This window comes from Chitinophaga rhizophila, from assembly GCF_019492185.1.
Lineage (GTDB): Bacteria > Bacteroidota > Bacteroidia > Chitinophagales > Chitinophagaceae > Chitinophaga > Chitinophaga rhizophila.
Genome location: NZ_JAICCF010000005.1, coordinates 541,730 through 554,271 on the forward strand (window position 1 = coordinate 541,730; position 12,542 = coordinate 554,271).

8 protein-coding genes are annotated in these 12,542 nt (G+C 46.5%); 3 read left to right on the top strand and 5 right to left on the bottom strand.

The annotated features are described in order from the left end of the window. Positions 1–88 precede the first annotated feature (88 nt). The 3 genes from K1Y79_RS26510 to K1Y79_RS26520 all read right to left on the bottom strand — a co-directional run bounded on the left by K1Y79_RS26510 (position 89) and on the right by K1Y79_RS26520 (position 3,296). Positions 89–700, bottom strand: a complete 612-nt coding sequence (locus K1Y79_RS26510; RefSeq protein ID WP_220253232.1) for a hypothetical protein — start codon at positions 698–700, stop codon at positions 89–91. A gap of 335 nt (positions 701–1,035) precedes the next feature. Next, entirely contained in the window at positions 1,036–1,833 is a 798-nt protein-coding gene (locus K1Y79_RS26515; RefSeq protein WP_220253233.1) for a hypothetical protein, read from the bottom strand. Positions 1,834–2,240: 407 nt separating this feature from the next. Further along, entirely contained in the window at positions 2,241–3,296 is a 1,056-nt protein-coding gene (locus tag K1Y79_RS26520; RefSeq protein WP_220253234.1) for an NAD(P)-dependent alcohol dehydrogenase, read from the bottom strand. Positions 3,297–3,971: 675 nt separating this feature from the next. On the opposite strand from K1Y79_RS26520, the gene K1Y79_RS26525 reads away from it, so the two are divergent. Then, entirely contained in the window at positions 3,972–7,163 is a 3,192-nt protein-coding gene (locus tag K1Y79_RS26525) for a reprolysin-like metallopeptidase (RefSeq protein ID WP_220253235.1), read from the top strand. 65 nt (positions 7,164–7,228) lie between these two features. On the opposite strand, the gene K1Y79_RS26530 is transcribed toward K1Y79_RS26525, so the two are convergent. Beyond that, on the bottom strand, positions 7,229–8,137 hold the full coding sequence (locus K1Y79_RS26530; RefSeq protein WP_220253236.1) for an SMP-30/gluconolactonase/LRE family protein: 909 nt from the start codon (positions 8,135–8,137) through the stop codon (positions 7,229–7,231). 118 nt (positions 8,138–8,255) lie between these two features. Here K1Y79_RS26530 and K1Y79_RS26535 point away from each other — a divergent pair, with 118 nt between their 5' ends. Then, the gene (locus tag K1Y79_RS26535; protein WP_220253237.1) at positions 8,256–8,960 is read left to right on the top strand and encodes a DUF2071 domain-containing protein; all 705 of its coding nucleotides are present in this window, start codon (positions 8,256–8,258) and stop codon (positions 8,958–8,960) included. 292 nt (positions 8,961–9,252) lie between these two features. Further along, on the top strand, positions 9,253–9,912 hold the full coding sequence (locus K1Y79_RS26540) for a heavy metal-binding domain-containing protein (RefSeq protein ID WP_220253238.1): 660 nt from the start codon (positions 9,253–9,255) through the stop codon (positions 9,910–9,912). An 85-nt stretch (positions 9,913–9,997) separates the two neighbouring features. Here the strand turns inward: K1Y79_RS26540 and K1Y79_RS26545 are convergent, their stop codons facing one another. Next, the gene (locus tag K1Y79_RS26545) at positions 9,998–12,382 is read right to left on the bottom strand and encodes a T9SS type A sorting domain-containing protein (protein WP_220253239.1); all 2,385 of its coding nucleotides are present in this window, start codon (positions 12,380–12,382) and stop codon (positions 9,998–10,000) included. Positions 12,383–12,542: the final 160 nt, after the last annotated feature.

The following is a 12,542-nucleotide window of genomic DNA, read 5'->3' on the forward strand; positions in this document are numbered from 1 at the left end:
AAGCGGAGACTTTGGTGGGTTGCTATATACATAACAACCGGCAAAGTCTCCGCTTTACTATTCTCATTAACTGGAATTTCAACAATACTTACTTATGATGTGAGGGCTTCTGACTGCCCGGATTACACGCATAGGTGAACGTACAGCCCCCGATAGCCCACGAGTTACCAAAAGGGTGTAAATACTCATTTGCAGGAAATGAAACGGGCAAACCATAAGAATTATAACTCGTGCCTGTCTTCAGATTGTTAACGCTGTAATCCCTGTTCAAAAACTGCAATACAGGATCTGTCCTGTTAAAATTCACCTTGTCGTCATATTGTAACTCTCCTGTCCACCAATCAGCAATCCTGTTACCTGCAGTGTTATAGGAATAACTACGGGTAAACGTCTGTTCATCAAAATAGGTATGTGTTTCAGATATAATCCTGTTCTGCGCATCATACTCAAAGGTGTCATATTCTGTTACATACTTCATTGGAATTGCCGTTGTATAAATTGGCCTGTCAGCACCGATGATCGCATCCTGACCAAGATAACAGGTATCGCCGGCAATACGCCCCTGACTGTCGTAATAATAGAAATGCCACTTGCTGAATCCTCCGCCCAGATCAAAATTTTCACCTGCAATGATCATCTGACTCAAGCGACCCTGGTTGTCATACACATATTTAAACTGGGGCCTCGCAGGATATTCCATCTGCGTCCACATATAGACTAGCCGATTCTGACTATCGTATTCAAAAATATAATCTATCCCAGAGGATTCCGAAATCTTTGTAAGCCTCAGGCAAGACGGAGCAGGATGGGGCTCATCACGCTTGATGCAGCCCGTAAAGCTCAGGCATAAGGTAATAATTGCACATAGGGCAAAACACAGTTTTCTCATGATCTATCTGATGATTTGTATCTGTTAGAAAATAGGTAGTTCAATTTCTTTGTTGATGTGGTAGCAATACCGCATCAGAACAGCGAAGGCCTGGAAAGCAGCTCCCACCTCATACTGCCTGTTTACCGGATATGTAAACGGATCTATTAATGATGTGAAGGTCTGTTTCTGCCTGGATTACATGCATAGGTTAATGTGCAGCCTCCGATTCCCCAGTCGTTACCAAGCGGGTGTAATTTCCCGTTACTGGGAAATACAAGTGGTAGTCCCTCAGCATTATAACTGTCGCCGATCTTCAGGTTGTTAACACTGTAGTCTCTGTGCAGAAACTGTAGCACAGGATCGGTTCTGTTAAAGTTCACTTTGTTGTCATACTCAAAGTCACCCATCCATCCACCACCAATCCGGTTACCGGCTGCATTGTAACTAAATTCGCGTGTAAATGTCCTTCCATCAAAGTAGGTATGTGTCTCTGATATTATCCTGTTCTGTGCATCATACTGAAAGGTGTCATACTCTGTTACATACTGCATAGGTATGCCGCTGGTATAGATAGGCCTGTCAGGACCGATAATGCCGTCCATCCCCAGATAACAGGTATCTCCTGCAATCCGTCCCTGATTGTCATAATAGTAGAAATGCCACTTACTGAATCCGCCGCCAATAGCAAAATCAAAACCAGCGATGATCATCTGACTTAAGCGTCCCTGGTTGTCATACACATACTTGTACTGCGGCAGTGCAGGATATTCCATGTGCGTCCACCTGTATGCAAGGCGGTTTAAACTGTCGTACTCAAATATGTACTCAATTCCTCCGGATTCAACGATTTTTGTAAGCCGGAGACAGGAAGGGTCGGAATGAGGCTCATCTGTTTTTGTACAACCTGCGAGACCTGAGCAGGCAATGATAATTGCACATAGGGCAAAGCACAATTTTCTCATGATTGTTTTTTGAGGTTTATGATTGTTAGAAAATAGGTATAACATGTCCACGCTGATTAAATAGCATGATCACAGCAGGACGTAGCAGGCTGGCAAAGGGGAATGGTAAAATTATGACCTGGAGAAACCGGGTTATTCGTAGTAATGATTCTAAGAGGGTGTGTCAGTTAATGAGAATAGAATAGTTCATTACAAGTTTAAATGAAATAAATATCATAAACAACTATTCGTGTAAATAAACCTGTTTCTGCAGGATGTTAACAGGTGCCTGACTGACTTTGACTATCCGATAACTGTCAATGTAACAGGCCAACGATTGTCTCGAGGCAATGCCCATAAAAGCAGCACGCCGGAGACATGCTTATCTCCGGCGTGCTGTAATAGTCTTAAGATATTTGTAACAGTCACTATGCTTTCAAGGATGCCATATCAATCACAAAGCGGTATTTCACGTCACCTTTTACCAGACGGTCATACGCAGTGTTGATTTCCTGTATGTCGATCATTTCAATATCAGCAGTAATGTTATGCTCTCCACAGAAGTCAAGCATTTCCTGTGTTTCTGCAATACCTCCGATCATAGAACCAGCAAAGCTTTTCCTACCCATGATCACACTGAAGGCAGCTACCGGCAGCGGATGCTCAGGCGCGCCTACTAAAGCCAGCGATCCATCTACACGCAGCAGGCTCAGGTACGCGTTGATGTCATGCTGAGCAGAAACTGCATCCAGGATGAAATGCAGTTTTCCGCGGTAAGCTTCCATCTGCTTTTCATCTTTTGATAATACTACCTCATCTGCACCCAGACGCTTAGCTTCATTAAACTTCGACTCCGATGTGGTGAATGCAACCACATGCGCACCCATCGCTTTTGCGATTTTAATACCCATATGTCCCAGTCCGCCGATTCCAACAATACCCACTTTCTTACCAGGCCCTACATTCCAGTGCCGTAGCGGAGAATACGTAGTGATACCAGCGCATAATAATGGGGCCGTAGCCGCAGGGTCCAGATTGTCAGGAATGCGCAGTACGAAATTTTCATCCACTACAATCTTCTCTGAGTAACCGCCGAATGTCTGTGTACCCAGGAATTTATCCGGTGAGTTATAGGTCTGAATATTTCCTTTCTCACAATACTGCTCCTGGTCTTCTTTGCAATACTCACATTCACGGCAGGAATCTACCATACAGCCAACGCCTACTACGTCACCTACCTTGAACTTGCTCACATGATCGCCCACCTTTACTACCTTACCCACTATCTCATGGCCCGGTACACAAGGGTACACTGTAAAGTGCCATTCGTTTCTCGCAGTGTGCAGATCGGAGTGACAAACACCACAATACAGGATGTCTATCTCAACATCATGAGGGGTCACTTCCCGGCGATTAATATCTAACTGGTCTAACTGCGCTTCGGCAGCCTCAGTGCCATACGCTTTTACTGCTGTAGTATTCATTGACAATCGTTTTTTTGTTGTAAACAAGATGTGCTCAAACAATGTTCCACACCGGAGCAAAGTTAACAAGACGGTATACCAGGGAAATTATAATTTTCAAATAAATAGTTAAAAATTTCAAATGACAGGGCGTGGGAGGGACATACCAATGGTTAATACTAACGCTGTTCAGTATGCCGGATCCTCACTTTACTATTCACAGTAAGTTATAAATTTCAAACTGAACCTGATGTTAATACGCAACTACTCGCAGATAGTTTGTGCTCTGTATCAAACAGCCATTATGCCCGAACATAATAATTGATTTTGCTGATTCCAGTGATCAGGCCTCCTGATTCCTGGCATTCCCGTTTGCCTTAAAGTGATAGTATTTTAACGTTTTGGCTAATTTGTCTGCGAGTTGGGTGAAGAGTTGTATAACTCCGTCATAAACTACTGTTGGGTAGCTTGTTATGAGGTCGTTATTCTGCTGGTAAGCTGGAGGTGAGGTGGACTTGAGGTGGACTTGATCCGCAGTAAAATAGTATCTGATCCGGAGTGTGTTGTCACCTGTGCCCCATCCCTGTCCCATCATATTGCTTTCTATAGATATAGTCTCCGGTACAGTTGCGGTCGCAGTAAGATTGCCTACATTTATACTGATAGCCATTTATCAACCAAAAACCCTATTTACACATGAAAAGAGCTCTACTCTTCGCAACAGCATTGCTGTGCAGTTCCCTTTCATTTGCCCAGGAGTACTGGAAACCCCACACCGATGCGGCCAGGATCGTTACAGATAAAGCCGTGTCTCGACTGGCATTTCCTACCGAATTTAAGTTATTTGATCTTAACCTGGCTCCGTTCAGGAGTGAATTATTTAAAACTGTCGGTAATAAATCGGCGCATGCAACCATTATTTCCCTGCCCAACGCAGATGGGAAAATTGAGCAGTTCCAGATAACCGAGTCATCCAACTTCGAACCTGCCTTGCAGGCCCGCTTCCCCGAGATCAGGTCATTCTCCGGCAAAGGCGTGACAGACAAATCTGCTACTCTGAAGCTCAGCATCTCTCCACAGGGCATACAGACCACTGTATTCCGTCCGGAAAAAGAGAATGAATTTATAGAGCCATACTCTGCTGACCATACCGTATATACGGTATTCAAAAAGCAGGCGAAAGCCCTGCCATGGAAATGTGCTACGCCAGAAGAGAAACTGGCCAGCGATATCGGCAGACAAATCCCTAACACCGCTGCCCGTTCAACCGGCGATGCAAAAACAATGCGGCTGGCACAATCAGTTACTGCGGAATACTCCAACTATTTCGGCGCTACCAGCCCTGCACAGGTGGGCCTGGTACTCGCTGCTGTTAATGCGACGCTGACCCGTTCCAATGCCGTATATGAACGAGACCTGGCATTACACCTGAACCTTGTTGCGTCTTCTACAGACGTATTTTATTATAATCCAGCCACAGATCCTTACTCTGCGGCCAGCTCCGGTGCCGGTGGCGCATGGAACAGTGAACTTCAGAATACCCTTAACTCCGTGATCGGCGCGGCCAACTATGATATCGGTCACCTGTTTGGTGCGTCCGGTGGCGGTGGTAATGCCGGTTGCATTGGTTGCGTATGCGTGGATAACCAGAAGGGGAGTGGTTTTACCTCTCCGGCTGACAATATCCCGCAAGGCGACAACTTTGATATTGATTACGTCGTACATGAAGTTGGTCACCAGCTGGGTGCCAACCACACTTTTTCCAACAGGAATGAAGGTACCGGCGTCAATGTAGAACCTGGTTCCGGTGTTACCATTATGGGCTATGCCGGTATTACCAGTCAGGATCTGGCTCCGCATTCTATTGATGTATTTCATGCCGCTTCAATTGCGCAGATCCAGGCAAATCTGTCAACAAAGACTTGTCCGGTAACAACCAGCTTAGCTGGCAGCAATGCAACTCCTGTTGTCAATGCAGGCAGCAACTATACTATTCCTATCAGCACTCCGTTCGTACTCACTGGTTCAGCTACTGATGCCGATAGCAGCAATGTACTGACTTACAGCTGGGAACAGAATGACAATGCGCCTTCCTCTCAGACAGGTACTTCCAGCGTAGCTACGCCTGGTAAAACGTCCGGTCCCAACTGGATATCTTATCGTCCTTCTACTTCTCCTGTAAGGTATTTTCCTAAGCTGGAAACTATCTTGGCAGGAGGTTTGGTGTCAGGACCACTGCCTGGCGGAGATGCCGGCGCGAATACAGAAGCCCTGAGTTCCGTTTCCCGGACATTGAATTTCCGGTTAACTGTAAGGGATAATGCACCGTATAGCTCCACTGCTCCGGTGACTATCGGACAAACAAACTTCTCTAACATGACGGTAACGGTGAGCAATGCCTCCGGGCCATTCTCTGTCACCGCCCCGAATACTGCTTTGTCCTGGGCAGGTAACTCTTCACAGACCATCACCTGGAATGTGGCCAATTCTACAGCTGCTCCGGTGAATTGCGCACGTGTGAAAATCTCTCTTTCTACGGATGGAGGTAACACGTTTACTACTTTAGTAGCTAGTACAGATAATGATGGCGCTGAAGCAGTGATTATTCCTAATACACCCACTACAACCGCGAGAATTAAAGTAGAAGCGGTAGGCAATATCTTCTTTGATATATCCAATACCAACTTCACTATTACAGCCGGCTCTTCGTGTGCGCCTCCTACTGACTTAATTACTGCAGCGGTAGATGCTACTTCTGCTACTGTTACATGGACGGGTGGAAGTGGTGCAGTTGCTTATGATCTGGACTACAAGCTGGCTTCATCTGCCACCTGGATCAGCGCGGAAACCGCCTCTCCGGATACTTCGGTAACCCTGACAGGTCTGACGGCAGGTACAGTTTACGATTACAGGGTAAGAGCACATTGCGCCAGCGATAGCAGTGCTTATTCCGCCGCACAATTTACAACCACCCCAAGTGCTACTTGTAGCGCGCCTGCCGCACTCACAAGTACTTCCGTTACTACGTCTGCTGCTACTTTAAGCTGGGGTGCTGTATCCGGTGCTGTGAGTTATGACGTAGCGTATAAAACACTGTCATCTCCCACCTGGATCAATGCGGCTACTGCCACTACAGCAACAAATGTTAGTCTGACCGGCTTAACATCTTCTACTACTTATGAATGGAGAGTAAGAACCACCTGCGCGGATGGCAATGGCGTATACGCAAGCGCTCAGTTTACGACGCTGACGCCACCAACATGTGCCAACGTACTGGATACCGCTACAAATGGTACCACAGCAGGAGCTGCAACTATTCCGTTCAATACTGACGTAACAGGTCTTATCAGCCCGAGTGGAGATATCGATCATTATAAGTTTGTTATTACGACAAGTGGTACCATTACTATTACATTGGGTACCCTGCCGGGCGACTATGATCTGAAACTCCTGAACAGTGCTGGCACACAGTTGGCAATCTCACAAGCGGGTGGTACCAGCAGCGAAACGATCAGCAGGTCTGTTACACCGGGTACTTACTATGCACAGGTATTTGGTTACAATGGGGCTAACAGCGCTACCTCCTGCTATACCCTGCGGGTACAGTTAGGTACTGCCAGCCGTAGTGCCGACGTAGCAACCAGTGATGCACCGAAAGTAGCTGTGTTCCCGAATCCGGCAACTAACGTGGTGAATGTGAATCTGACCGGTTATAAAGGCAAGTCAGAAGTAAGCATGTTTGATGTAAATGGCAGACAGGTATTACGCCGTGAAGTGAATGCTGTAAATAGCCAGCTGGATATATCCGCACTGCCTGCAGGCGTTTATATCATGAGAGTGAAGAACGGTGCGAAAGAGGTGAGCTTAACAAAAATTATAAAACAATAAGGCGCAGTATTTTAATCAGCTAGAAAAAGCCAGTACCTGTTATGGGTGCTGGCTTTTCTGTTGAATCAGTTGACGCCCTTTACCTGCATACGAAGTGTATATACAGATGTTGAAGCGGTGATAAATAACAGCTTTCTGTCTTTCCCTCCGAAGCATACATTGCCGGTCCAGTTTTCAGGTACTGGTATATTCCCAAGCAACCGACCGGTTTTATCATATACCGTTACGCCTTTACCTGTGATATACAAATTACCCTGATTATCCAGTGTCATGCCGTCAGAGCCTTGCGGAACAAATTCCCGGCGGTTGATAAGCTGTCCGTCAGGCCTTATGTCGTAGCGGTAGGTCTTGTTTGCCTGTATATCTGCTACGTAAAGGTATTTGCCGTCTGGCGTACCGACGATGCCGTTGGGCTTTACAATACTGTCTTCAACTATAACAGGCTGAGAGTTACCCTTCGGGAGATAGTAGACATGCTGGCCGGGGATGTCAGGCTGTTTCCGTTCCCAATAGTCACGTTGGTAGTAAGGGTCAGTGAAATAAATGCCACCCTTCGCATCAATCCAAAGGTCGTTAGGGCCATTCAGCCGTTTGTTATCGACTTGGCCCAGTAGCACGGTTACCTGTTTATCTGGGGTGATAGACCATAGTTCGTTGTTGGCGTCTGCACAGGCAATCAGGTTGCCCTGCTGATCGAAGAACAGCCCGTTTGAGCGGCCGGTCTTGTCCATGAACAAGGTTAACCGTCCTTTGGTATCATATTTCCAGATCTTATCATTAGGTTGATCAGTAAAGTAGACGTCTCCGGCTTTGTTGACTGCCGGCCCTTCCGAAAATGCAAACTTCCCTTCTACCTTATTGAGCACTGCGCCGGGAGCCACTACTTGTGGCATTGGTGATTGCTGGCCAACAGCTGCACCCGCTGAGCAGGCTGACATAATACAGAGTAGCAAGAGGTCACGTGTCCTTTTCATACGCTTATTTTGAAGGAAGTTAGCAACTGCGGAGCAGATTATGAAATGTGTCGGGTTATAATATGCTGTTGCGCCTGGAAAAGGTAATTAATCCGTAAATTTGAGTAATTCCCTATACATGAACATTCCTATAGTTCACGGACTTATTGACCCCCGCATCCTGATCAACTTTACAGCATCGCCGGAAGCAGTACAGACCATTCTTCCAGCCGGTTTCAGGCCTAAATTATATAATGGGCATGCGATCGCCGGTGTATGCCTGATACGATTGAAGCACTTACGACCCAAGGGAGTACCGGCAATATTTGGGCTGTCTTCCGAGAATGGTGCCCATCGTATAGCGGTAGAGTGGGAGGAGAATGGGATTACCCGGGAGGGGGTGTATATGCCAAGAAGGGATACTTCTTCCAAGTTTAATGTGCTGGCCGGAGGCCGGATTTTTCCCGGTAAACATTATGCTGCGAAATTTAATGTTCGTGAGAGCGGCGACAGTTACCATGTAGACTATACCAGTTCGGACAATACCTGTATTTCCATTACGGGCCGTGTAAGTGATCGGCTGAATGATCATTCCGTTTTCGGGAACCTGGAGAGGGCTTCTGCTTTCTTTGAAAAAGGAGCGGTAGGATATTCTCCTATAAACGGCAGGAAGCTTCAGGGCCTTGAGTTGCGCACCTTCACCTGGAAGATGCAGCCACTTTCTGTGCAGGACGTATATACCAGTTTTTTCGATACACACAATATCCCTGTCCGCTTTGATAATGCCTTATTGATGACGGGCATAGCGCATGAATGGAGAAGTACTGGTGAAAAACGGTGTTAGCTACGCATATTATCCGTAAGTAGATACAATTCCTGGGGATACGCCTTGTCTTGGTTTAGTAGTACGCTGGCCCTGTAAGCGCTGCTTTACATTTACTTCTTGTTAACCAATAATTGTAATTTCTGTCTTAAATTAATAGTTATCAGCAACGAAGCAACTGATGGCTACCTGAGAAGTTCATCTCTTTGATAGATCTGTTATTTATAAGTGAGCGCTCGATGAACCAGCCCCATATACCAGTTATGAATTGCTTGTCTCCAGAACCATGCATTTATCCTTAAACACCTGCTACATGATGACCGAATTGACCGCGTGCCCAGGTTGTGGTACTAAATTAAAATCAGGGATGTTCAGCGTGAATAACCTGCTCTCAGATGAGCGGCTGGAACTGATAGCTGAATTTACCCGCACCCCGAAGAAGATAGGTTGTGACAAGTGTACCGGACCGGAATACTTCGATGTCCTGACCGAGTTCAGAAAACGTAGAACAGTGCTGCAGGACACATTCAGAAACGATCTGGATCACATTCCCCTGGCAACCACCCATAGTCCCTATAACTGGCAGTACCAGGTGTTGGGGTTCGCTACCGGACAGAGTACTATCGGCACAGGCTTGTTCTCAGAGTTAGCTGCTTCCTGGACAGATATGTTAGGTATGCAATCTGAATCTTATAACAGGAAAATTGCCGCCGGAGAAGCTCATTGCGCAACCCAGCTCCGGGGTAAGGCCATACAGATGGGAGGTAACGCTATTATAGGGCTGGATATCGACTATGCCGAATTAGGGGGAGATAAGGGAATGATTATGGTGTGTATGTCCGGTACAGTGGTTAAGCTGAGTAATATGGACGTCCTTGAACAGGCAGCAGTGGACGCCATTGAAAGGATAGGGCAGCTGAAAGAACAGCTGTTTGAATGGGAAAGGAAGTACCCTGCAGTGCTCAAGGAGTAACGAATCCACAATAAGATCCCCCATTGAACAAGGGACATGAAGATAGAAAGGGATACCCAATGCTTACGGGTATCCCTTTTGACTTTTATTTTACAACAACAAGTTTGTTGGTAACCTTCTGACTCCCTGCCATCAGGGTATAGAAGTATGTACCGCTCTGTAGCTTATTAGAACGGTAGATGATGTTATGCTGACCTTCAGGCATTGTTTTGTTTAGTATGACATCAACCGTATTGCCGGTTATGTCGCTGACAAATATGCGTACTTCCGAAGGGCTTGGCAGCGAGAAGTTGATCTTTGTCTCATCACGCATCGGGTTTGGTGCATTGCTTAGTGAGATCAGCATTTCCTTTGGTGTTTCTGGCACAGATTCCTTCGGTCTGTAAGCGTCCACATAGTTCCTCGCACCTGTAACGCGCGGCTTATATTTAGTGGCATCATTACAGAAGGCAATCAGCTGTTGCTCTGTCTGCGCGGGAACAACCCCGGTCGGACAACCTGCCGGGAATACTGGATCGGCTACACCGGCAATACCTGGCACCGGCTGCGGGAAGATGATGGCGGAAGGCTGATAGTAGTAGGTATTTGGGAACTCATATGGCGGAACGTCCACCAGGCCCGCATCCTTACGATTCGTAGTGATACACCTGAAGGTCAGATTACGGGGATCTGCATCAGAACGACGCTGTTGGGTTCTGTAGGTACCTACAAACAGGATATCCTGTGTATCTGGGCCTGCATCTTTCCTGCGGAAAGTGGCCATTATCTTCACATAGATATCTGCCGGCCTCACCTCAGGTATAACAAGCGTCCTTGATACTGTTACACCTATGCTTGTATTAGAAAGACAGCCAAGAGGTACAAAGGCCGTTCTATACCTGGTATCATTCTCATATTCATAGCCCATCATATTTAACTTGACATTAGGTGCAGTACTGGAGTATGCCGGCAGATTACCGAAGTACGCAGGATGATTAAAGCCATATGCGCCCAGCCGCACTGTATCAGAAACAACAATTGCCGCCTTAATGTCAACCACATCCAGCTTTGCAGCAGGGTTTAACGCATATTTTATCGGACTGACCACCCGGTATTGCAGGAGGGTAGTCTCATGCTGTGCAATGACAGACGCCCTTACTGGGTCGTTACCTTCACATGCATAAGGATCGTCTGGTGTAGGCTGGCAGTTCGGATTGTAGTCGGGATTATACTGCTCAAAACCGATACCGTTATTAGCAGCTCGTTTGTATTCCAGGTATTCCACCATTGGCGTCTCTACCAGGTTGAATACACCCAGAATATTGTCATAAGTGGGTATTGCCGTACTGCTTCCGCTGATATTAGTTCCCGGTGTGTTGATCGTTCTGTAGCCTCTGGTTGTTGACAGTTCCAGTTCTCCTGTCGCAGTACCGGTTAGTTCATGGCTCATATTTGAATTGAATGCCATAGGAGCTGATCTGGCGGCTGATTTACCACCTCCTATAAAGAAGTCCAATACCCCCATTACAGCTCCCACGTAAGGAATCGCTTTTGTGAAGCTGGCTAACTGGCTGACCTGGGATGCAAGTTTGGCTTTATCATCCATACCTGCCAGTGTCGTAATACCTGCTGCCACGTTATTGGTAACATTGGCAAAGGCCTGCCAGTTCTTGTAACCTTCCTGTCCGGCCTTAATAATACCACCATCCATACTCAGTATAGAATTACTGCCCCCCGACGCCTGTACGCCTCCTGGCGACGCCTGTATCACCTGTTTGATAGAGCCTGACGACGAACCTTTGATTTTCAGATCAAGCTTTGCCTGTGTATTCTGGATCAGCTGCACATTAAAAGTGATCTTCGAGTTATACAGGCAGGTACATGGGTCATATGCCATCGGGAAGTCTGCGAATAACCAATAGTCAAACTCGTTGGCATACCGGTTAGGCATACGCATTGTCTGCCGCTTTTCAAACCTGTCTATCGCCGTCGTGATAGGAGAGGCGAAGGCCAGCATAGCGCTTTCATTGCCGTTATCGCCGCTTTCAAAGGAAAGGCTGATTGTCGCGCCATTGTTTGTTCCTGATAGCGGGTCCACTACCAGGAAGAACACACGGATAGTAGCTGTATACCTGTTATACAACGCAAAAAAGGGGTTTGTAACGGCAGTGGCCGGCAGGTTGCCATTGTTGCCGAAGTCCTTTACCAGGAGTTCCCAGCCTTCTCCAGGCAGCAGGTCTTTCACTGCAGGGTCCATCAGAAAGATAAGACCGGGGTTGTGGATGCTGCTTGTCGGACTATAAAACGGTGAAGGGATGATGGTTGACGACCGGTTTTTGATATAGGCGTCGTCATAGAAAGGTGTGCTCCAATTCCAGGTGTTACTGGTACCTGCAACATTCCATTGCGTGGTTACAGTACGTTGAGGACAATTTTGGGCATAGAGATTGCCTGTCAGTAGACATAGCAATGCCAGTAGAGTTTTTCTCATAGTAGGTCTTTAATGGATTTTAAATTATAGGTGAAGATGAATACACGCTACTTCGGGTTAAGTGGGCTACATAAGGGATACATGATTTATTGATATATAACTAAAGTTACACTTTAATTTTTAACTCAAAGTTAAATCTATGTTTAGCGCGTTTCTGACA